Source organism: Psychrobacter glacincola, assembly GCF_904846215.1.
GTDB lineage: Bacteria > Pseudomonadota > Gammaproteobacteria > Pseudomonadales > Moraxellaceae > Psychrobacter > Psychrobacter glacincola.
Genome location: NZ_CAJGZK010000002.1, coordinates 193,920 through 216,177, shown reverse-complemented (window position 1 = coordinate 216,177; position 22,258 = coordinate 193,920). Strand labels below are relative to the sequence as shown.

The 22,258-nt window shown below is 43.8% G+C and carries 17 protein-coding genes and 1 tRNA gene; 13 read left to right on the top strand and 5 right to left on the bottom strand.

The annotated features are described in order from the left end of the window. Window positions 1-34: 34 nt before the first annotated feature. Window positions 35-931 (bottom strand): methyltransferase domain-containing protein, encoded by an 897-nt coding sequence (locus JMW90_RS02000; RefSeq protein WP_201561444.1) that lies wholly within the window; start codon window positions 929-931, stop codon window positions 35-37. Between the two features lie 527 nt (window positions 932-1,458). Here JMW90_RS02000 and gyrA point away from each other — a divergent pair. The 5 genes from gyrA (at window position 1,459) to JMW90_RS01975 (ending at window position 7,935) form a co-directional block, all read left to right on the top strand. Further along, window positions 1,459-4,269 carry a DNA gyrase subunit A gene (gyrA, locus tag JMW90_RS01995; protein WP_201561443.1) on the top strand — a complete coding sequence of 937 codons (2,811 nt, stop codon included), beginning with the start codon at window positions 1,459-1,461 and terminating at the stop codon, window positions 4,267-4,269. A gap of 110 nt (window positions 4,270-4,379) precedes the next feature. Continuing rightward, on the top strand, window positions 4,380-5,450 hold the full coding sequence (rarD, locus tag JMW90_RS01990; RefSeq protein ID WP_201561442.1) for an EamA family transporter RarD: 1,071 nt from the start codon (window positions 4,380-4,382) through the stop codon (window positions 5,448-5,450). A 243-nt stretch (window positions 5,451-5,693) separates the two neighbouring features. Next, on the top strand, window positions 5,694-6,362 hold the full coding sequence (locus tag JMW90_RS01985; protein WP_201561441.1) for a glutathione S-transferase: 669 nt from the start codon (window positions 5,694-5,696) through the stop codon (window positions 6,360-6,362). Window positions 6,363-6,448: 86 nt separating this feature from the next. Continuing rightward, window positions 6,449-6,757: a hypothetical protein gene (locus tag JMW90_RS01980; RefSeq protein WP_201561440.1), complete on the top strand. Its 309-nt coding sequence runs from the start codon at window positions 6,449-6,451 to the stop codon at window positions 6,755-6,757. A 32-nt stretch (window positions 6,758-6,789) separates the two neighbouring features. Then, window positions 6,790-7,935: a ribonuclease Z gene (locus tag JMW90_RS01975; protein ID WP_201561439.1), complete on the top strand. Its 1,146-nt coding sequence runs from the start codon at window positions 6,790-6,792 to the stop codon at window positions 7,933-7,935. A gap of 14 nt (window positions 7,936-7,949) precedes the next feature. On the opposite strand, the gene JMW90_RS01970 is transcribed toward JMW90_RS01975, so the two are convergent. Beyond that, on the bottom strand, window positions 7,950-8,924 hold the full coding sequence (locus JMW90_RS01970) for an ATP-binding protein (protein ID WP_201561438.1): 975 nt from the start codon (window positions 8,922-8,924) through the stop codon (window positions 7,950-7,952). 68 nt (window positions 8,925-8,992) lie between these two features. Here JMW90_RS01970 and JMW90_RS01965 point away from each other — a divergent pair, with 68 nt between their 5' ends. After that, entirely contained in the window at window positions 8,993-10,012 is a 1,020-nt protein-coding gene (locus JMW90_RS01965) for a serine/threonine protein kinase (RefSeq protein WP_201561437.1), read from the top strand. A 366-nt stretch (window positions 10,013-10,378) separates the two neighbouring features. On the opposite strand, the gene JMW90_RS01960 is transcribed toward JMW90_RS01965, so the two are convergent. The 3 genes from JMW90_RS01960 to JMW90_RS01950 all read right to left on the bottom strand — a co-directional run bounded on the left by JMW90_RS01960 (window position 10,379) and on the right by JMW90_RS01950 (window position 13,987). Continuing rightward, a tRNA-Leu gene (locus JMW90_RS01960) sits at window positions 10,379-10,463 on the bottom strand. A 230-nt stretch (window positions 10,464-10,693) separates the two neighbouring features. Next, window positions 10,694-12,433 carry a sigma 54-interacting transcriptional regulator gene (locus tag JMW90_RS01955; protein WP_201561436.1) on the bottom strand — a complete coding sequence of 580 codons (1,740 nt, stop codon included), beginning with the start codon at window positions 12,431-12,433 and terminating at the stop codon, window positions 10,694-10,696. A 177-nt stretch (window positions 12,434-12,610) separates the two neighbouring features. After that, entirely contained in the window at window positions 12,611-13,987 is a 1,377-nt protein-coding gene (locus JMW90_RS01950) for a two-component system sensor histidine kinase NtrB (RefSeq protein ID WP_201561435.1), read from the bottom strand. A gap of 134 nt (window positions 13,988-14,121) precedes the next feature. Between JMW90_RS01950 and rimO the strand changes: the two genes are divergently transcribed. From rimO to rseP, 7 genes are all read left to right on the top strand, one after another. Next, window positions 14,122-15,711, top strand: a complete 1,590-nt coding sequence (gene rimO, locus JMW90_RS01945; protein WP_201561434.1) for a 30S ribosomal protein S12 methylthiotransferase RimO — start codon at window positions 14,122-14,124, stop codon at window positions 15,709-15,711. Between the two features lie 183 nt (window positions 15,712-15,894). Further along, window positions 15,895-16,620, top strand: a complete 726-nt coding sequence (gene pyrH, locus JMW90_RS01940; RefSeq protein WP_011280800.1) for a UMP kinase — start codon at window positions 15,895-15,897, stop codon at window positions 16,618-16,620. A gap of 126 nt (window positions 16,621-16,746) precedes the next feature. Beyond that, window positions 16,747-17,301: a ribosome recycling factor gene (gene frr / locus JMW90_RS01935; protein WP_201561433.1), complete on the top strand. Its 555-nt coding sequence runs from the start codon at window positions 16,747-16,749 to the stop codon at window positions 17,299-17,301. 233 nt (window positions 17,302-17,534) lie between these two features. Beyond that, window positions 17,535-18,293 (top strand): polyprenyl diphosphate synthase, encoded by a 759-nt coding sequence (gene uppS, locus JMW90_RS01930; protein ID WP_379607490.1) that lies wholly within the window; start codon window positions 17,535-17,537, stop codon window positions 18,291-18,293. Between the two features lie 175 nt (window positions 18,294-18,468). After that, window positions 18,469-19,278 carry a phosphatidate cytidylyltransferase gene (locus JMW90_RS01925; RefSeq protein WP_201561432.1) on the top strand — a complete coding sequence of 270 codons (810 nt, stop codon included), beginning with the start codon at window positions 18,469-18,471 and terminating at the stop codon, window positions 19,276-19,278. Between the two features lie 107 nt (window positions 19,279-19,385). Next, window positions 19,386-20,594 (top strand): 1-deoxy-D-xylulose-5-phosphate reductoisomerase, encoded by a 1,209-nt coding sequence (ispC, locus tag JMW90_RS01920; protein WP_201561431.1) that lies wholly within the window; start codon window positions 19,386-19,388, stop codon window positions 20,592-20,594. A gap of 58 nt (window positions 20,595-20,652) precedes the next feature. After that, window positions 20,653-22,026, top strand: coding sequence for an RIP metalloprotease RseP (gene rseP / locus JMW90_RS01915; RefSeq protein ID WP_201561430.1), 1,374 nt, complete (start codon window positions 20,653-20,655; stop codon window positions 22,024-22,026). The last annotated feature ends 232 nt before the right edge of the window (window positions 22,027-22,258 follow it).

Below are 22,258 nucleotides of genomic sequence, written 5' to 3'. Positions count from 1 at the left end.
GATTAAAAACGATTAATCAAAGCCACTATCAGCGTTAATTTTTTCGAGTTGCCAATATATGTAAGTAGCGCCCAAGCCACTTGTATGGCTCTAACTGTGAGTAGCGTAGCTCCATACGTATGACTGCCTCAGGGTCGTTATGACCGCCACGTTTCAGCGGTGAATAATCGTGGAACACGCGCAGACCACTGGCAAGTACCGTGTGATAATGATGCACCTCTAACCAAGATTCTACCTCTTCCTTTGCAACCGGATGATTGGGTGTTAGGCTTTTTTTGTTGTCCGCTTTATAATCCGTGTTATCGAGCAAATTAAAATTGCCCATAATAAGATTGCGATAATCAAAGCTTGCTGGATTATAAAAGCACAGCGAAATTGCTCCATTATCGGATAATTGCTGGTCAAAAAAGTCCATCACCTTAGCAGGCTCTGCCAACCATTCAAACAGCGCGTGACACATAATCAAATCGAACTTCTCTGTTTGCTCAGCAAGATTTTTTTCAAGCTCTTGATACGGGCATACATACCACGTGATATCTAGTTTCCCTTTACTTTCAAATAGTTCACCGCATTGCATGGCGCTTGCTTTGGCTTTCTCTAACATATTGGCTGAGATATCATTGATGACCAACGTATGTCCTTGAGTAGCAAGCTCAATGGCAATCTGCGCCAATCCTGCCCCGACATCCAAAATACGTAACGGTCGCCCAAGCGTTTGACTCAGCTGTTTACTATAGTCAAAAATATCACGGCGCAACACCGCCAGCCGAATATCTCCTTTCAAACCACCATAGACTTTTTTTTCAAAATGGTCGGCAATCGCATCAAAGCTACGGTCGCTACGCGCAACTTTTTCTATCGCTTGTATTGTCGGATTTTCTGTAGAATCTGCCGCATCGTTATGGTTAATATCTTGAGGGTTTATCGGCATAAAAGGCTGTCTATATCGGAAGGTTTATGATGGCGTATCGTACAATAAAGCAGGGCGCTAATCTAGCGCAGCTTTAGCCTCTTTAGGGTATTATCTTCAAATTGAATCCATTGTATTTATCAAGTACAAAGATAAAATATGTGTGGTTAAACCCAAATACTCTGTGTCTCATATTGCTTAACAGTCAGTAAGTTCAATTGCAAAACTGGTAAAATCACTAACTCAGGACAATGCTGTCGGTAAAGGGTTTTTAATCGTGATAATTGTCTCATAAAGTAGCGACTAATAAGCGGTTTTACTTGATTTTAATGGCATCTAGATGCCCCTAAATCAACAAGTTTGTGCTAAAATAGCTTCTTTTATTCAACATTAAAACTATCGCTAATTCTCTATAGATTTGAGTGGTTGCTAAGCTTTTTTCGATGGTCACTGTGTTTATCATATAACGGCGCTTTTGTGCCGTTATTGTTGCCATCATTGCTTATGTATGCCAATGCTAAAGAGTGGATGTGAGTGAGGGAGTGTATATGAGCGAATCGGTCAGTCCTATTGCCATTGTGGACGAATTGAAGCAGTCCTATTTGGATTATGCGATGAGCGTGATCGTCTCGCGCGCGCTACCTGACGTGCGTGATGGGTTCAAACCCGTACATCGCCGCGTGATGTACGCCATGCATGTGTTGTCTAATGACTACAATAAAGCCTATAAGAAGTCAGCACGTGTGGTCGGCGATGTCATCGGTAAATATCACCCGCATGGCGATAGCGCCGTCTATGATGCCATCGTACGTATGGCGCAGGATTTTAGCTTGCGTTATCCAATGGTTGACGGTCAAGGTAACTTTGGCTCAATCGATGATGATCCACCGGCAGCGATGCGTTATACCGAAGTGCGTATGACCAAGCTGACCCATCAGATGCTTGCTGACTTGGACAAGGATACCGTCGATTGGGAGGATAACTACGATGGCTCTGAGCGTATGCCAAGCGTGTTGCCGGCGCGTATTCCTAACTTATTGATTAACGGCGCTACCGGTATTGCGGTTGGTATGGCGACCAATATGGCGCCGCACAATCTGACAGAAGTGATTAACGCCTGTTTGGCTTATGCTGAGAACCCGCAAATATCTGCTGAAGAGCTGATGTCGTATATCTCAGGTCCTGATTTCCCAACGGGCGGTATTATCTATGGCCGTGCGGGCATCTTAGATGCTTATCGCACCGGTAAAGGTCGCTTGCATGTACGTGGTCGATATATTATTGAGCCAATGAGTGAAACGGGTGTCAACCGTGACCGTGAGCGTATTGTATTCACCGAAGTGCCTTATCAGACCAATAAAGCCAAGCTGATTGAGCGTATCGCAGAGCTGGTACGTGACAAAAAGATAGAGGGCATTACCGAGATTCGTGATGAGTCTGATAAAGACGGCATGCGTATCGCTATCGATTTACGTCGCGGTGAGACTGCTGAAGTTATTGTTAATAACTTGTTCCTGCAAACGCCGCTAGAATCGAGCTTTAGTATCAATATGGTGGCGCTCGATAACGGTCAGCCGAAATTATTGACTTTGCGTCAACTGATTGCCGCATTTGTCCGCCATCGTCAAGAAGTGGTGACGCGCCGTACGATTTTTGAGCTCAATAAAGCCCGTGTACGAGGTCATTTGCTCGAAGGTTTGACCGTTGCACTTGCTAATATCGATGAGATTATTGCGACGATTAAAGCGTCTGCAAACCGCGGCTTGGCTCGTGAAAATTTACTCAGTAATACTTGGGGTTCAGGCAGTGTTGTAGCAATGCTAACCGCTGCAGGCAGCCAGTCAGTACGCCCTGACTTTATCGAAGGCGAAGATCCAAAAGCGCCGTTTGGTCTGATTGATAATCAAGAAAGCTATCGCTTATCACTTGAGCAGGTCAATGCCATTTTAGACATGCAGCTGCATCGCCTAACGGGTCTTGAGCAAGATAAATTAACTGAAGAATATCAAGACTTACTGCGTGAAATCGCCCATTTAGAATCGATTCTTGGCGATTTTGATAAGCTAATGACCATTATCTCTAATGAGATGATTGAGATTCGTGATAATTTTGGTGATGAGCGTCGCACCGATATTATCGATTCACGCATGGACTTTAACCGTGAAGATTTGATCCCAGAGCAAACCGTGGTAATGACGGTATCGCGTACTGGTTACGCGAAAACTCAGCCCATTGACGACTATGTGGCGCAAAAACGTGGCGGTAAAGGCAAATCAGCGACGGCGATGAAAGAAGACGATGTGATTGATCATTTAATCGTGACTTCAACGCACGCAACCGTACTGTGCTTTACCGATACGGGTCGCGTCTTTAGTTTACGTGGTTTTGAAGTACCAATTGCCAGCCGCGGCGCCCGTGGTCGTCCACTGGTCAATCTTATTGGCTTAAATGCTGATGAAACGGTCACAACGATATTGCCTATTCCAAAAATCGTAGAAGAGTTATCTAGCAAAGGTGAGACATCAGCAGATGCCATACTAGATAGTGATGATCTATTAGACGATAGCACGCAAGCAGAGCCGCCTTTTGTATTTTTTGCAACGGCAAACGGTACGGTGAAGCGTGTCGAGCTAAAACAGTTTGCTAATATTCGCTCGAACGGCTTGATTGCCGTTGGTCTAGAGGAAGGCGATAAATTGGTGAGCGCTCGTATCACCAATGGTAGCCAAGAGGTCATGCTATTTGCGTCAAGTGGTAAAGCCATTCGCTTCAATGAGACGGATGCTCGTGCGATGGGTCGTACGGCGAAAGGTGTCCGCGGTATGCGCCTGACTGCTGATGAATTTATCAAATCGTTGGTAGTGATTGAAGATGACGTCCGCGAAATCTTAATTGCTTGTGAAAACGGCTTTGGCAAACGCACCTTTATTGATGAGTTCAACACGCAAAATCGTGGTGGTGGCGGCGTGATTGCAATCAAAACAAGCGCGCGTAATGGCGAGCTTGTACGAGCAACTAAGGTAGAGCCTGAAGACGATATTATCTTAATCTCAGACAAAGGTACGTTGGTCCGTACACCGGTGCAGCATGTTGCCAGCTCAGGTCGCAATACCCAAGGCGTCACCTTGATTCGTTTATCAAAAGATGAGAAGCTGGTTGCTATGGCGCGTGTTGAGCACGAAGAAGGCGACAATGAGCTGATTGATGCGATGAAAGAAGACGGAACGTTTGAAGTAGAAGGTCAAGAACAGATGGATGTTGATGCGGCAAATAATGATGCTACCGAAGTAGACATTAATGAGCCTATTCATTCAGAAACTGATATTGATATTGATACTGATACTGACACTGACGAATAAGGTTTTTATTAGTTAGCTTTTTGATCTATTCTTTTATGACCTTTTCTAAAAAAAGCCTCTGACGTTATCGTTGGAGGCTTTTGTTTTTTTTATTTTTTAAGGCTGTTTTTATGCTTACGACCAATCAAACCGTTCAGGGAACCTTAGCCTCAGTATCATCAAGTTTTCTGTTTTCTTTGATGTTTTTATTTGGGCTATTTATGCTGCCATTAACGGGTACACAGGTAGCTTCATGGCGCGTATTGATGATGCTCTTGAGCCTTGTGCTATTGGTCAGCCTTACAAAACAGTGGCAGCATGTTTTTGATTATCTAAAAACGTTAAAGAGTCTAAAAGAGTGGATTATTTTTGTACTGCCGACCCCAATTTTAGGTGGGCAGATTTGGCTATTTATGTGGGGACCGGTGAATGGCTTTGGTCTTGATGTGACCTTGGGTTATTTTTTATTGCCGCTGGTGATGATTGTGATTGGGCGTTTTTTTTATCATGAGCATATGAGTGCTTTGCAATGGCTAGCAGCGATATGTGCTGCGCTCGGCATTGGCTATGATATCTGGCAATATGGCAGTATATCTTGGGTAACAGCCTTTGCGTGCTTGGGTTATCCGCCTTATTATTTGCTACGTCGTAAGCTTGCTGTACCGCCAATCACAGGACTGCTATCAGATTTGACGTTACTGACGCCAGTGGTGCTGATTATGCTTTATAGCAGCGGCGGCTTTAGTGTGGCGGCGCAAAATACCAAATTTTGGTACCTATTGCCGCTGCTAGGCGCTTTTAGTGCGCTTGCGATGTCACTGACTATGGTCGCTAGTAGTAAGCTGCCAGTGTCGCTATTTGGCGCGCTCAGCTACATAGAGCCCATGCTGCTATTTGTATTATCCCTCACTGTGTTAAATCAAAGTTTGGATGAAGGCGGCTCATTATTTATGTATGGCATGATTACTGTAGCGTTATTTATCATGATTGCTGATAGTATGAAAGGGTATCTTATTCGCCGCCGTGACGACCGTTTGCATGGTTACCGAGAGCCACAAGTTGGGAGTTTCCCACCGCGTCGCCGTTTTATTGACCACCGTATAGAAGGAGTATTAAAGGCGCACCGCTTCCGTAAAATCAGGAAATACCAACAGCGAATAGATAAAATCACGCGTAAAATACAAGCGTTAGATTCAAAGTAGTGACTGAGTTAATGTATTGACTGAATTAATGATAAGTAGCATTGGTCGATAAAGGTGGCTTGGTAAGTCAAGCTACATAGCAAAGCTATAATTCAGACAGTAACTGAGTTATTATAAAGTGCTGTTATTAACTTAAATCGGGTTGTTTGATTCATCAAACCTCTTTTTATTGAAAAAATTATTGAAAAAATAAATTTATAAAACCTGTTACTGAATACTCAAAACTTATTATTAGGATAGTTTATGTTACATCTTCATCATTTAGAAAATTCACGTTCATTTCGTATTGTGTGGTTATTAGAAGAATTGCAGGTAGACTATCAATTGACCTGCTATAAGCGTACCAAAGCTTATCTTGCGCCAGATAGCCTAAAGAAAGTTCATCCATTAGGTCATGCCCCGATATTAGAAGTGAACGACCGCGCGCTGGTTGAGTCCGGCTTTATTATCGAGTACTTGCTCAGACACTATGATAAAGAACAGCTGTTTAAGCCTTCTGGTGATAATGAAGCGGCGTGGGAAGCCTATACTTTTTGGATGCACTTTTGTGAAGCGTCAATAATGCCGCCCTTGGTCATGCGTTTGGTGTTCACCAAAGTGGTGGCAAGATCGCCAATGCTAGTCAAACCTATCAGCAAAAATATCCAAAAGCAGGTCGAAAGCAGTATGATTGAGGACAGTATCAACAGTGTGTTAACCATGATGGAGCAACAGCTAAAAGACAATCATTGGTTTGCTGGGTCAGAATTTAGCGCCGCTGATATTCAGATGTATTTTGCGGTAATCGCAGCCAAATCACGTACAGGATTAAACGATGGCAAATATACCAATGTATTAAATTGGCTCAAACGCTGTCAGGAACGTGACGCATTTAAACGCGCTGAAGAGAAAGGCGGTCGTATTCAGTTTTAAGGGCGGCGCTTATTATCAACCATTGATGTAATATAACAATAAAAGGTTTTGTTTATTTATAGACAAAACCTTTTTTAGGATAAAAAATGACAGACTTGAATAAGTCGAATAATGACATTTCTGATACCGACCATACCGACATTGCTGCTGAACAACCACTGAATGGGGTTGATAGTAATGTGAATAGTAACGTCAATAGTAATGTGAATAGTAACGTAAATAGTCAGCAGGTCTCTATCAAAGCATGGTCACAAAAACTGCTAGTGGTTATGCTATGTGTTGCCAGCTTTTATGGAGGCTGGAAGTCTTATGAGTCCAATATGGTCAATGAATGCACGGCCAATGGTGGGCAGATGATTGAAGGAAAAAGAACACTGATATGCCAGTTATCATAAAGGTTGATTGTGATACATCAAAGAGATAAGCGATGCTAAAACTTACTTTCTTGGGTACTTCAGCTGGGGTGCCAACCAAACAGCGTAACGTGACGGCGCTTGCCATCGAGTGCCTTAATCCTTATTTGATTGGCTCGATTCGTCAGCAAGATAAAAATAAATCCAATAATAAAAATAGCAAATCGCGACCGTGGTTATTGATTGATTGCGGTGAAGGTACCCAGCATCAGCTATTACATACCAAGTTATCTTTACATCAATTAGCCGTGATTTGCATTACTCATGTACATGGCGACCATTGCTATGGTCTGCCAGGACTGCTAGCGAGTGCGGCAATGTCAGGGCGCCGCGAGCCACTGACACTGATTGCGCCAAAAGCGATTGCCACACTGCTGGATGCTGTTATTTTGACTACCGAATTGCACCTTCCCTTTGCTATTAACTTTATGACGATAGAAGATTTGCTATCTGAACCCATTAACCAGAATAAAGTCACTATCCGCTTAGACAATCAACATCAGCTTGAGATTGATATCACGCCGTTATCACATCGAGTCGCCTCTTATGGCTTTGGTATCACGCAAACTATCACTCGTCGTAGTCTTAATACGGACAAGCTGATTGCAGATAGCATCCAAGCCAGCGCACTGTGGGGCAAGCTACAACAGGGCGAGGACGTTATGACGGACGATGGTCGTATGCTCCGTTCAGTAGATTATGTCGATAATGAAATATCACAGACTCGGGCTGTGATAGCGGGGGATAATGATACGCCGGAGCGCTTAAAAGCGGCAGTGGTCGGCGCGGATGTATTGGTGCATGAAGCCACGTATACCAGTGACGTTTTAGCGAAGATTCAAGCCAAAAATCCAGACTTTGATCCAATGCATAGTAGCGCGCAGCTGCTGGGTCGATTTGCTGAGCAAGTCGGGGTCAGAAACTTGATTATGACCCATTTTAGCGCGCGTTATCAGAGCTTTGACAACCCAACTAGCAGCACGCCAAATATGGCACATATTCGCTTGGAGTCTGAAAGTGTTTACCAAGGTAATTTATGGCTAGCACATGACTTTGCCCAATATATGGTGAATGGATCAGCAGACTTGGCAGACTTGGCAGGCGAGACAGAGAGTGGCAGCGTGCAGTATTTAGGCTCTGCACGCGATCATAACAACTGATTTTTAATGGCATTTTAAGGGTGATTGTCTTCAGCTGCCAATTGTGTCTGACCTATCCAATGACGACTGAACTGATACGCCACTCGACCAGAGCGTCCACCGCGTTCAGATGCCCAGCGTAAAGCAGCTGCTCTGATATGAGTGGGTAGCTCATCAATGCTGTCCGCCCCTTTATTTTCTTCATCGCCGTGCATGTTATCATGATGTGTTTTAGCATCGACTTTTTGTTGAAGAGATAAGTAATGATGCACGATGTGTAAATAAGTGTTTTGATCCATCGGATGAAAGGATAGCCATAAGCCAAAACGGTCAGATAATGACACCGTCTCATCGATGGTCTCATAAGGGTTGACTTCATCAGTTTGACCATTATAAATATTAACATTGTCTTTCATCAGCTGCGGCAACAGATGGCGGCGGTTACTGGTGGCATAGACCAATAACTTATCTTGCTCTGAATCAAGGGCACCATCGAGCACACTTTTTAAGGTGCGGTAGCTTTCATCTTGACCATTGAATGCCAAGTCATCACAGTACACTACATAGCGACAGGTGCAGTCAGCTGGCAATGCTTTAATCGCAGCCCGTATTTTATCAAGCATCCGTAAATCATCGCGGGCAATTTCAATGATGCGCAGACCTTCGTTATGATAGGCTTGTAGCAATGCCCGAATCAGTGATGATTTGCCAGCGCCGCGTGTCCCTGTCATCAGCACATGATTGGCAGGATAGCCCTTTAGGAACTGGCGTGTGTTCTGTACCAGTTTTGATTTTTGGGTATCGATACCCTGTAAGTCATCTAAATTCAAAAATAAATTGACTGCCAGCGGCTCTAAATATCCAGTCTGCCCACCGACCCAGCGATAAGCCAGCTGCGCAGGATCAATCTCAATGGTTGGCGTGACCCGCTCTTGTAAATACTGCCCGAGTAAATCTAATAAAGGGTCAGGCAGGGCATAATTCATAACGGGCTTAGTGGATTGGGGCATAAACTCAGTCGCTTATAAAAATTAAAATAACAGTTGGCATACTAGATATCTAAAGGCATCACTTTACCATGAAAAATAGTGCCAGTATTCCTTGTGTCGTACCAGCAGGGACAAAACAAACGTTGCGAACGCAAGCGCAGCAGATCCTGCCAGCTTTGACTGTATTCTTTTCTAGCCTAAATTATAGCGAGATATTGCATCAACGCCTGAGCCAGCAAGGTAATAGTAGCGAGCTTGACTGTCAAGGCTTAACACGTGCACAACATTCACAGCTTGGGAGGGTGATGATTAAATGGCAGTTATGTGCTGATACTAGTCAAAATTCGGCTGACTTAACCTATGAAGCTGAGGTTCTGAAATCTATCAATAACTTATCAAATAATCAAAGCGCTTTTCAAAACAGTCTTCAAAACAGCCTTTCCGCTATCGCACCACCACTACTAGCCTATGAAAATATTATTTTGCAAATATTAGGGCAGTTGCAGCAGCTGACTATCTTTGTCATACCTTATTATCCTAATGGCAGCTTGGCAAATCAGCTGAGTGCTCAAAAGTATGTGTTATTAACAGAAGCACAAAAACATCAGTGTATCCTGCAATCTGCTTATCTTATTCACCATTTACATAATATAGGCTGGCTACATAATGATATTAAGCCCAGTAATATTTTTCTAGAAGGTTTTTTGCCAAATAATGCGGATATTAGCCGTATCACCTTTGATTTATTATTGACGGATTTTGCTTTGGCGGCACGCTGTCATCTGCCAAGTAAGGCAACTCCTGCTGGCACGCCTGCCTATCTCGCCCCTGAACGCTGGCAAGGGTGTGGCACAACTACTCAAAGTGATGTTTATGCGTTTGGGATACTGATGTATGAAATATTAGTCGGCGAGCGACCGTTTGCCGTTGATGCTCAAAGTAGTGATTCAATGATTGATTGGGCGACTAGGCATTGCCAACAGTCTGTGCCGAGCTTACCTTTAGAATATCGTAATTATCAAGGAATTGTTGACAAGGCATTGGCAAAGCGGACGGGCAAGCGCTATCAAAATATGAAAGACGTGTTGAGGGATTTAGAGAAGCTATAGTGAGTTTACTACAAAATTGTTATAGCGCTATTGGTATGAATTTTGCGCAGCCTCTGGGAACGCAGCACGCCAGTAAAATTTATACCAATAGCGCGTTTAAATTTTCATAACATTTCTATTTTCATCTGACTATATAGTGAGTTCAATATAAAAGAGTTACGCTCAGAATAGCATCATGCTGGTACAAATTTTTTGCAGCCTCTGTCTGCATGGGCGCAGCAAGCAAGAAAAATTGATACCAGCAGTACATAATGTGTCGATATTACTTTTCACTGACTCTATCGTTATAGAGCATAAAATTCAGATACAAAAAAACCTGCTAAAAAGCAGGTTTTAATATTTGATCTAAGATGTACTATCCGAAAATGGTGGGGCTGGAGAGACTCGAACTCTCACACCTTACGGCGCCAGAACCTAAATCTGGTGCGTCTACCAATTCCGCCACAGCCCCATTTTCGTTACCTTATCATCTTTGGTGTTCAATTTCAAACGCCATTGAGATAAATAACTGATTCGGTAGTGCGTCTCAGTGGTTGGCTATTATATAGAGTTCGAGTGGTTTGGCAAGTCCTATTTGCCCTTATTTTTAATTATTTAACAAATATTTTTCTTAAAAATCGTAAATAATTGATATTGCTAACTTTTTAATTTACACTTTTTACTGCTGTATTAACGCTCATCTTACTCTTGATATGATGAGAGGTCTAATTGCTGTAATTTACGTGTCAGTGTATTGCGTCCCCAGCCAAGTAAATTGGCAGCGGCTATCTTTTTGCCACCGCTATGATTGAGCGCTGCGGTCAGCAAGACCCGTTCAAACTCAGGTGTTGCCGTCTGCAGAATATCGGTTTCACCCGCTTGTAGTGAATTCTTAGCCCAAACGGCTAATGCTTGCTGCCAGCTTTGAGTGCCAAAAGCATGTTGGCTTTGCAAATGCTGGTTTTCAGTCATATATTCTGAAGATATGGGATATTGGTTTTCTAAGGTAGCCGCGCTATTTTCGAGCAACTCTGGCGGCAAGTCATCAATCATAACCGTGTCGCCGGTCGCCATCACTGTCAGCCAAAGACAAACATTCTCAAGTTGGCGGACATTACCGCGCCATTCAAAAGACAGTATCATTTGCATTGCCGCCGGATGCAGATGTTTTGGCGCCGTATTCATCTGCTCAGCAGCGCGCTGCATAAAGTAAGTCGTTAATGCTGGTATGTCCTCTCGCCGTGTCCTTAGAGGCGGCAATGGCAGACGAATAACATTAAGGCGATAAAATAAATCCTCACGGAATCTGCCTTGTTTGACCAATTCTTCTAAGTCTTGATGGGTGGCGGCAATAATACGTACGTCTACTTTGACCGGCTGCTGTCCACCCACACGAAAAAATTCACCATTTGCCAGCACGCGTAGCAGTCGCGTTTGGGTGCTAAAAGGCATGTCACCGATTTCATCTAAAAATAACGTACCACCATCCGCTTGCTCGAAGCGACCTTGGCGTGAGGTTGTGGCGCCAGTGAATGCGCCTTTTTCATGACCAAACAGCTCAGATTCAATCAAATCATGGGGAATTGCTGCCATATTCAGAGCGATAAAGGTTTTATTTTTTCGCGGTGAGTGTTGATGCAAAGCGCTAGCGACCAGCTCTTTACCTGTGCCTGATTCACCAGTGATTAAAACAGTAATCGGTGAGTGCGCGAGTCTGCCAATGGCACGAAACACCGTTTGCATGGCTTGTGACTGACCAATGATGCCGCTGGGATTGTGATTAGCTTGTGTACTAGATTTTTCTTGAGCTTTAGTTTCAGCAGATTTGGTGGTTTTTTTAGCAGATTTGGCTGAGTGTGGCTTGCTAGTAGGGTGTTCTTTAACAGTAGACTTCACAGCAGCAACGGATGCGATGTCAGTATGTATATTCGTATTAGACTCGATTGAATCATTTGATACCAACAGATTCGGCTGATAATTAATGGCCTTATAAATCGTTGCAACCGCATCGTCCAAGTCAAATGGCTTTGGTAGATATTCAAATGCGCCTGTCTGATAGCTACTAATGGCAGAAGTGAGATCTGAATGCGCTGTCATAATGACAATCGGCAGCTTAGGAAAGTGCTTGTGTACCCAATCACTAAAGGATAGACCATCCATCATCGGCATACGAATGTCCGTCAATATCACATCAGGTAATAATTCGGCTGACTCTGACACTTGCAGAATATCATTAAGGCGTGTCCATGCGGCTTGTGCTTGGGTAAAGCTGATAACCGTCAATCCGGCGTCTTCAAAAGTATCTGCAAGTACCAGTCGTAGCGTTGCATCATCATCAATGAGCCATAAAGTGGCAGGCTCATTATCAGGATTTTTATTGACTGTGCCCATTGGCATTTGCTCATTGCTTGTAAGGTGTTGGGTGTCATTATACTGAGTCATGTATTTAGCCTAATAAGCATGAGAGGGTGAAAATATAGTCAGTGAAAAGTAATATCGACACATGATGTACTGCTGGTATCAATTTTTCTTGCTTGCTGTGCCCATGCAGACAGAGGCTGCAAAAAATTTGTACCAGCAATACCGTAGCGTTTTTAGAGTGTTTTGACTATAGCTGCATTAATTTTCAGCAATTGGTTGATGAAAAGGCAAGTAAAGGGTGAAACGGGTCTGACTGTTATTGAGGCGTTGATGATTAGAATCAACGCGTTGTGATTGAATAGAGCTGACGTCAATCATACCATGATGACGGCTGATGATATCTTGCACAATGGATAAACCAAGCCCAGTTCCTAGCGCGCGACTGGTCACCATAGGGAAAAATATCTGTCCGATAATATCTGAATCAATGCCTGAACCGTTGTCAGTGATAGTAACTTGTAGTACTTGTTTGTGCTGCTGCCCAGAAATTGTATGCTGAAAGACAACTCGAGTCTGAATATGTAGGATAGGTTGATAATCATTGTTAGTATCGAAAGAGATAATATTTGATGCCAAAACGCTTGATTCTGAAGGTGCATGGTGCGGCAAGGCTTGTGCAAATTCCGTCATAGATTCGCAGGCATTATTGATTAAATTTAAGAAGACTTGAATCAGCTGGTCTTTATCCGCAAACAATTCAGGCAACGATAAGTCATAATCGCGTTGCAGTGTTATTTGCGGATATTGATGGATGATCAATGCCAAGACGTGCTCTAACGGCTCATGAACGTTGAGAGATTGCCAATTGGGCAGCTGATTAGAACCAAGAAATTGAGCAATCAGCTGAGTTAAGCGATCCGTCTCTGAAATGATAATATCAGTATAGCTGCGTAATTTTTCAGCAGTTTTTTGACGATTATTATCAGGGTTTGAAGAGAGAGTGGATATAAGGCTCGGATGGTCAGTATCAGCAGCGTGAGTATTCAAAGAGCTTTCACTAAATTTGATAAATTGGCGCTGCAATAATTGCGCGGCACCGCGAATACCGGCCAGCGGATTTTTGATTTCATGGGCAACAGAGCGCAGCATATGACGGGCAACGACATATTGCTGCTGCTGACGTTGCTCCTCTGAGATACGACTTTGGCGGTCTTTCCCCCACATCTCAATAATAAAGTAGCTCTGCTCCTCATAAATGACAGGCGTGACACTATAGTCAATTGAGAGTGCTAAGTTGCCATTTAATGGAGTGTTTGTTATATGATCATGATCGATAAAGGGTTGTTGATAATTCTTCGCTTGAGTAAATCTTTCTGTCAAAGAGCGGATTTTTTCATTACCATCCTCTTTATCAATCATGGGGCTGTCTTTTAACTTTAGCTCCTCTGGTGCAAGCAGCGTCAATATAGATTGACCCAGCAAGCGTCCGCTACTAACGGCAAGCAGTTGCTCTGCTTGGGCATTGAGCCATACAATAGCCAGCTCATCATCAACCCATAGGATTGCTGTAAATAAATGTTGTGAGATAAAAGCTAAGTCAGGCGTTGGTTTTGCGCTTATAGAATCAGCGGTCATGAGTAATACCTAGATAAATAGATGCTCGATATAATATTTAACCATAAATCAACACTATAGAGCGACAAAACTGGCGATTTTTGCAAAAAAAACGTACAATGCGCACAGCCAATTTATCTCAAGCAAGGTTAGCCATGCCCAAAATTTTCACCGAGTCCGTTAATGCGACTATTTCCCCTTCACAGCCAGCTTCTACCTCATCAGCTTCTATGCCAAAAGACACTGCCACTCTCTTTAATCCTGCTAAGCTGACAGCGACGCCTGTGCAAAGCTCGACGGCTGGTGTTCAACCTTATCATCATAAAGCCAATCATAACCAAAACCGTAGTATTGCCCAAAGTGCTGATGTAACCAGTAGCGCGAAAGCCTCTAGTCCAGTAACCGCGGCGCCAAAGATTGGTTTTGTATCGCTCGGTTGCCCAAAAGCCTTGGTAGACAGTGAGCGTATTATCACCGAGCTTAGCCGTGATGGTTATCAAGTTGCGAGCGACTATGACGGTGCAGATTTGGTTGTGGTTAATACCTGCGGTTTTATTGAATCAGCGGTACAAGAATCGCTAGATGCCATCGGTGAAGCGATTAGCAAAAACGGTAAAGTGATTGTGACGGGTTGCCTCGGTAAAGAAGCAGATAAAATCCGCGCTATGCATCCTGCCGTGCTAGCCGTGACGGGCGCTCATGCTTATGATGAAGTGATTAGAGCAGTCGCACTGCATGTGCCCAAGCCTGACCGTAGTTTGGATGCCAGTTATGACCCAAAAATAGATTTGATTAATGAGGCGGGTATCAAATTAACCCCAAGCCATTATGCTTATCTGAAAATCTCAGAAGGCTGTAACCACCGTTGCACCTTCTGTATTATTCCAAGTTTACGCGGGGACTTGGTGTCGCGTCCGATTGACAGTGTGATGAATGAAGCGCTGGCACTGAAAAACGCTGGCGTGAAAGAATTGCTGATTATCTCGCAAGATACCTCTGCTTATGGTCTGGACTTGAAGTATAAAACCAGCTTTTGGAATGGGATGCCGCTAAAGTCTAAGTTTTATGACTTATGCCAAGCGTTAAACGATTTGGGTATTTGGGTGCGCTTGCACTATGTTTATCCGTATCCGCATGTGGATAAAGTCGTAGAACTCATGGGTCAAAAGAAGCTACTGCCTTATCTTGATATTCCTTTCCAACATGCCAGTCATCGCATCCTAAAAGCGATGAAGCGCCCAGCACATAGCGAAAATACTTTGGCACGTATTCACGCATGGCGTGGGATTTGTCCTGATATCGTCATTCGCTCAACCTTCGTCGTTGGCTTCCCTGGCGAGACAGAAGAAGATTTCCAATGTCTGCTTGATTGGTTGGTTGAAGCACGCCTAGACCGCGTTGGTGCCTTTACGTATTCTGAAGTTGAAGGTGCGGTTGCCAATGACTTGCCCAATCATGTGCCAGAAGATATCAAACAAGAACGCTATGAGCGCTTGATGACATTACAGCAAGATATCTCAGCACAAAAACTGCAAGAAAAAATCGGCAAAACCTTGATGGTCTTGGTGGATGAAATTGATTTTGATGAGGGTGTTGCCATTTGTCGTAGCTATGCCGATGCGCCAGAGATTGACGGTCATGTCTATGTCGATGATATTACTGCTGCGGTCAAAGTTGGACAGTTTTTAACGGTTACTATCGATGATGCTAGCGAATATGACTTATTTGCCAGTTATCAAGCCTAAAGCGCACGCACAATATGTCAGCAAAAATTGCCCAATAGCGGGCAGTTTTTGCTACAATTAGCGCAATTTGACAGTTGTACCTGCTTATCCTTAAGTAGGACAATGCCCTCAAGTCTCAAAGCAAACTCTATTTGTATTTTACCGATAACTTTACTTATAATTCAATACTGACAAGGTGACCTCATGTCTGACAAAACCCCGCGTTATTCTCGTATCTTGCTAAAACTCTCTGGTGAAGCCTTAGCCGGTACGAAAGATATGGGTATTGATACTGAAGTGCTAGATAAGATGAGCTTGTCTATCGCTCATTTGCGCGGACTTGGTGTACAAGTGGGTATTGTGGTTGGCGGCGGTAACTTATATCGCGGTGCCCAATTACAAAAAGAGGGTTTGGTTGGGCGCGTCACGGGCGATCAAATGGGTATGCTGGCAACCGTCATGAACGGTCTGGCAATGCGTGATGCGCTTGAGCGCCGTAATATCAAAACACGCCTGATGTCAGCTTTACCGATTGGTGAAGTGACTGAAAGCTATAGCAGCCGTAATGCCATTCGTTATCTCAAAAACGGTGAAGTGTGCATTTTTGTTGCCGGTACAGGCAATCCATTCTTTACCACTGATACCGCTGCTTGCTTACGTGGTATTGAGATCGAAGCGGGCTTGATTTTAAAAGCGACCAAAGTAGACGGTGTCTATGATAAAGACCCAAGCCTACATTCTGATGCGGTTAAATACGACGGCTTAACCTTTGATGAGGTGTTAGAGCAAAAGCTTGGCGTGATGGATTTAACCGCCATTGCATTGTGCCGTGAGCATGATGTGCCATTACAAGTGTTTGATATGAATAAGCCCAATGCTTTGTTAAATGTTGTGATGGGCGAAAATGAAGGCACACGCGTCTATCATTAATATCGTACGCAAAAACAGGACAAAAGATAAGTAGAAGTAAGACAGCTAGTTATCTGTGGTAACACCTGAATAGTTTTTATAATTAACAATAAATGATTTGTCGGTAGCGATAAATAAGGATACCTCATGATTAAAGAGATTAAACAAGACGGCGAAGCGCGCATGCAGAAAACCTTGGAAGCGCTTGAAAGCACGTTTAGTAAAGTTCGTACGGGTCGCGCGCATCCAGGTATGTTGACAGGTGTGATGGTCAGCTATTACGGTTCTGATACGCCGTTGAACCAAGTGGCGAGCGTTAACGTTGAAGATTCGCGTACCTTACTGGTACAGCCATTTGACCGTACCATGGTACAAGCGATTGACAAGGCTATTCGCGAAGCAGATTTGGGGCTGAACCCAATGTCAGCCGATGTGATTCGTGTGCCAATGCCAGCATTAACAGAAGAGACGCGCCGTGATATGCAAAAATTGGCACGTGGCGAAGCAGAAAACAGCCGCGTATCTATCCGTAATATCCGCCGTGATATGATGAATGACATCAAAGAGTTGGCAAAAGAAAAAGAGATTTCAGAAGATGACGAGCGCCGTGCCAGTGATGATATTCAAAAAATCACTGACAAATATATCGAGACCATTGATAGCCGTCTAAGCAAAAAAGAAAGCGATTTGATGCAAGTATAAGTATCTTTTATCACTAGAAAATGACCACTATCAAAACGCCGTGCCGTAATTTTTAATAGCAGCCGCTTAAAGCAAACAGCCAATAGCAATATGATATTGGCTGTTTGTTGCTATGTAGACGACTGAGTATTTTGTATCAATACTTTTTAATAATTTGTAAAATACGTGCTAGGCTTTTATATAGCATGTCGCGCGTTATGATTATTTTACCTCAACAATAAGCAAGTTAGCCTATGTCTATGTCAGATGATTTAGCTCCAGCCCTTCTTCCACGCCATATCGCTATCATCATGGACGGCAATAACCGCTATGGTAAAATCCATAATTTGGGCAAAGGTCAGGGACATATCGCTGGCAAAGATGCGCTAGATCCTATTGTTGAGTACTGCGTCAGTACGGGCATTGAGGTTTTGACCGTCTTTGCTTTTTCAAGTGAGAATTGGCAGCGCCCCCCAAGTGAAGTGGCATTGCTGATGCATTTGCTGAGCTTAACCATCAATGAGCAAATGCCTCGTATGGTTAAGTACCGCATTCGTCTGCGTTTTATCGGCGACCGCAGTCAGCTTAGTGATGATTTGCAAACATTGATGGCGGATGCTGAAGCAAAAACCGCTGATTTTGATGCCATGACATTGGTCATTGCCATCAGTTACGGTGGACAGTGGGATATCGCTTATGCCGCAAAGCAGCTGGTACAGCAAGTACAGGCAGGTCAGTTGTCAATCGATGATATTAATAAAGAAAAGCTAGGAGAGTATGTGCAATTGGCAGATGCGCCAGAAGTGGACATGCTGATACGTACCGGCGGTGAGTACCGTCTTTCCAACTTCTTATTATGGCAATCAGCCTATGCAGAGCTGTTTTTTACCCCAACATTGTGGCCAGATTTTAGTGTCGATGAGCTTGCAGCAATGCTAGAGGATTTTGCCCAACGTCAACGCCGCTTTGGCAAAACCAGCGAGCAAGTAGTGACGGCTCAGCAAATATCTTAGAGGTTATGTTAAGAGCATTAGACGACTTTTGTCAATTTGGAGCACTTTCAATAGCGCGTGTCACTATCAATACGCTATTATAGTCAGCAGCTGGCTATGATACGTCATTATCTATAGTAAATATTTATCACGCAATTTGACCAAATGTTCTTCATTATTATAAGGCTCAATAAGTATGTGGCAACGAATTAAGACGGCAATTGTTCTCGTTATTATCGTTGGTATTGCAATGTTTGCGAGCCAAACGCCTATATTGTTTGCGCCACTTTTGGCGATAGGGGTAATTATCGCCGCCCATGAATGGACGAAACTGATGCCAAAATGGCGTCAACCAGCGGTCTTTGTGCTATTGGTGTTGCTGCTGACATTAGTGTCACTGATGTTTAAAGTCACCTGGCTGTTTTGGTGGGCAGCTTCTCTCGTCATATGGTTAATGGCGCTGTCTTGGGTACGAGTTTTCCCAACGTCTACCAAATGGTATGGTAAGCAGTTGGCACTAATGGGGGTAGTGATATTAACCGCTTCAATTACGGCTATGTTTTACTTATGGCAATTGTCGGCATGGTGGTTACTGTATGTATTTTTATTGGTCTGGTGTGCAGACAGTGGTGCTTACTTTGTTGGGCGCAAGTTTGGTCGCCGCAAAATGGCACCGAACGTTTCACCCAATAAGAGTATGGAAGGGCTTGCTGGTGGCTTAGTCACAGGGCTGCTGGTCGTAGTGATCATAAGTGTCTTTAAATTACAATTAACGGGCACTGCGCTCATCGCTTTTGTGGCATTGTCTGCGCTGACGATTTTGGCATCAGTACTGGGCGATTTGTTTGAGTCTATGCTCAAACGCCGCGCTGATGTCAAAGATTCAGGAACTATATTGCCAGGGCATGGTGGAATACTTGACCGTATTGATTCACTGCTATCTGCCACGCCGATATTTGCACTGGGTTTTTGGGCGATACAGCAATTTGGTTTGATGGTCGTCTAATTTGCCTAAAGCTATCAAAACGCCTTAGGGCGTCATTTGATAGAATATAACCTTAGCGGCTGATTTACTTTTTATAGTATGACTTACATTATTATCTATAGGCATCCATGGTTATGACCCAACGTATCGCCGTATTAGGCGCGACAGGCTCGATTGGCGACAGTACATTAGCCATCTTGGCGGCACAACCACAGCATTATGACGTTTATGCTTTATCTGGCTATCACCGTTTAGACAAGCTGCTTGCGCTTTGTCAGCAGTTTGCGCCTAAGCGTGTCAGTGTACCAACCGCAGCAGTTGATGACTTCGCACAGCGTTTGAGTGCAGCAGGTCTTGATATCGAAGTAGTCGGCGGCGCTGCCGGTTTGGTGGATATTGCAACCGATACGCAAACTGATACGGTCGTCGCAGCTATTGTGGGCGCAGCTGGACTGCCTTCTACCTTAGCCGCTGCCCGTGCAGGTAAGCGTATCCTGCTAGCCAATAAAGAAGCGCTGGTGATGGCGGGTCAAGTGATGATCAATGCGGTCAAAACCCATCATGCAACTTTGTTGCCGCTTGATTCTGAACACAACGCTATCTTTCAGTGTTTGCCATTAGCGATTCAGCAGGATAACAGCCAAATCCACCGACCAAACCATGGTGTGCGTCAGCTATGGCTGACGGCATCTGGCGGACCTTTTTTACAACAGTCATTTACGCAGATGCAGCAAGCGAGTGTTGCTGAAGCGGTTAAACACCCCAACTGGTCAATGGGGAAAAAGATATCCGTCGATTCTGCCACGATGATGAACAAGGGGCTTGAGCTGATCGAAGCTTGCCATTTGTTTGATTTACCTGAAAATAAGATAAATGTGGTCATTCATCCACAAAGTATCATTCACTCAATGGTAGAATATAGCGACGGCAGCTTTTTGGCGCAGCTTGGCAGCCCAGATATGAAAACGCCCATTGCTCATGCGCTCAGCTACCCTGACCGTATTGAGAGTGGCTCGCAGCCATTGGACTTATTTGCGCTAAGTGGTTTAGAGTTTATTAAACCAGATTTGCAAAAATTTGCTTGCTTGCGCCTTGCCCGTCAAGCGATGCAAACGGGTACTCATGCCACTATCATATTAAATGCTGCTAATGAAAGGGCAGTTGCTGCATTTTTAGAAAATCATATTCGCCTGACAGATATTGCCGATATTAATGAGCAAGCATTAAACGAGATACAGGTGCCACTATTAGACGAGACTGCCGATATTGATGAGATCTTGGCGATTGATAATCTAGCACGTCAGTATACTGATAAGTTGGTGGCAAAACTGGCTTAGATGTATCAAACGCTAGCGCCTTTATAATGATATTAAGACAAAAAACTGAGAAAAGATCATGACGTTTTTATTAACGCTGCTTGCGGCAATATTTGTCTTAGGTCCGCTTATTGCCTTGCATGAGTGGGGTCATTACATAGTGGCGCGACTTTGCGGCGTTAAAGTACTCACGTATTCTATCGGTTTTGGTCCCAAGCTCTTTGGTTGGACGAGCAAAAAAAGCGGCATTGATTATCGTATTTCAGCCCTACCACTTGGCGGCTATGTCAAGATGCTCGATGAGCGTGAAGGCGAGGTGGCAGCCGATGAGCAGCATCTGGCGTTTAATCGTCAGCATCCGCTTAAGAAAATAGCGATTGTTGCCGCTGGTCCTATCATGAATTTTGTCATTGCTATTGTGCTGTTTTGGGTGTTGTTTATGACCCCATCTGAGCAGTTGGTTACCAAAATTGGTCAAGTGTTGCCGGACACCCCAGCAGCGATGGCGCAGCTGCCAGTCGGTGATAAAATTGTGGCTATTGATGGTCATGAGGTGCAGACGTGGGAAGGCATTAACTATCGCCTTGCTGGGCGTATGGGTGAGACAACTAATATCAGTGTGACGTTGCAATCAGAAATAGACAAGGGTGCAACCAAGACCTATCAAGCACCTATTAAAGAGTTCATGCAGGGCGCGGCGCAAGGCAAAGATGCGCTATCAAGCTTTGGTATGATACCGTGGCAACCGAACATCGCACCGATAGTTGGTGATTTGACTCCTGATGGCGCTGCTAGTCTTCAAGGCTTAAAGGTTGGTGACCGTATCACTGCTATTAACGATGAAGTGATTAACGACTGGATCAGCGCCACTCGTATTATCCGCGATAATCCTGAGACGTTGCTGACATTTAGCGTATTGCGTGATGATAAGCAGGTCGAATTGCAGATTATGCCGCAAGGTAAAAAAGACAATTTAGGTAACGATTATGGACAAATTGGTGCTATGGTGGCACAGTCTGAAATTGTCATTCCTGATGCGTACAAAACCACTGTCGTCTATGGTCCTGGCGAGTCATTAGTCAAATCATTTGAGAAAACTGAACAATTGGCTGTCATGACGGTCAGCTCAATGGGTAAAATGCTATCAGGTATGATTGGTCTTGATAATTTATCAGGTCCGATCACCATTGCAAAAGTTGCCAAACAAAGCTTTGATATCAGTTGGCAGATGGTGTTATCTACCGCGGCTTTAATCAGTTTGAGCCTTGCGGTTTTGAATCTGTTGCCCATTCCAGTATTAGATGGTGGTCATATTGTGTATTATCTTATTGAGCTGATACGCGGCAAGCCACTCTCTGAAGGCGTACAAATGGTAGGATTAAATATCGGTTTACTCTTGCTGGCAGGTTTCATGGTGTTAGCAATTGGTAATGATATCAGTCGGCTTTTTTGATGACATATCATACTGCTGACAAGGTAAGATGCGATAGGCTAATGGTTTTATGCTTATCAAACACTGATTATCAGTAGCAAAGCGATTTCTTTTATCGCCTTACTGCTGTACTAATTTTATTTTTTAGTTTATTTTATGACGCGTTTTATATAAAGTGTTCTGAGTCTGTCCTCTGCGTGTTCACAACATCACACAAAAGAGACAAGACAAGTGTGCTTTTTAACTTAACTTA

Bases quoted from the DNA above. Each gene is read 5' to 3' on its own strand.
- JMW90_RS01950 (WP_201561435.1), bottom strand. From the start codon at position 13,987: ATGACCGCTGATTCTATAAGCGCAAAACCAACGCCTGACTTAGCTTTT.
- ispC (WP_201561431.1), top strand. From the start codon at position 19,386: ATGGTTATGACCCAACGTATCGCCGTATTAGGCGCGACAGGCTCGATT.
- JMW90_RS01965 (WP_201561437.1), top strand. From the start codon at position 8,993: ATGAAAAATAGTGCCAGTATTCCTTGTGTCGTACCAGCAGGGACAAAA.
- rimO (WP_201561434.1), top strand. From the start codon at position 14,122: ATGCCCAAAATTTTCACCGAGTCCGTTAATGCGACTATTTCCCCTTCA.
- JMW90_RS01970 (WP_201561438.1), bottom strand. From the start codon at position 8,924: ATGCCCCAATCCACTAAGCCCGTTATGAATTATGCCCTGCCTGACCCT.
- uppS (WP_379607490.1), top strand. From the start codon at position 17,535: ATGTCTATGTCAGATGATTTAGCTCCAGCCCTTCTTCCACGCCATATC.
- JMW90_RS01985 (WP_201561441.1), top strand. From the start codon at position 5,694: ATGTTACATCTTCATCATTTAGAAAATTCACGTTCATTTCGTATTGTG.
- rarD (WP_201561442.1), top strand. From the start codon at position 4,380: ATGCTTACGACCAATCAAACCGTTCAGGGAACCTTAGCCTCAGTATCA.
- JMW90_RS01925 (WP_201561432.1), top strand. From the start codon at position 18,469: ATGTGGCAACGAATTAAGACGGCAATTGTTCTCGTTATTATCGTTGGT.
- gyrA (WP_201561443.1), top strand. From the start codon at position 1,459: ATGAGCGAATCGGTCAGTCCTATTGCCATTGTGGACGAATTGAAGCAG.
- JMW90_RS01980 (WP_201561440.1), top strand. From the start codon at position 6,449: ATGACAGACTTGAATAAGTCGAATAATGACATTTCTGATACCGACCAT.
- frr (WP_201561433.1), top strand. From the start codon at position 16,747: ATGATTAAAGAGATTAAACAAGACGGCGAAGCGCGCATGCAGAAAACC.
- pyrH (WP_011280800.1), top strand. From the start codon at position 15,895: ATGTCTGACAAAACCCCGCGTTATTCTCGTATCTTGCTAAAACTCTCT.
- JMW90_RS01975 (WP_201561439.1), top strand. From the start codon at position 6,790: ATGCTAAAACTTACTTTCTTGGGTACTTCAGCTGGGGTGCCAACCAAA.
- rseP (WP_201561430.1), top strand. From the start codon at position 20,653: ATGACGTTTTTATTAACGCTGCTTGCGGCAATATTTGTCTTAGGTCCG.
- JMW90_RS02000 (WP_201561444.1), bottom strand. From the start codon at position 931: ATGCCGATAAACCCTCAAGATATTAACCATAACGATGCGGCAGATTCT.
- JMW90_RS01955 (WP_201561436.1), bottom strand. From the start codon at position 12,433: ATGACTCAGTATAATGACACCCAACACCTTACAAGCAATGAGCAAATG.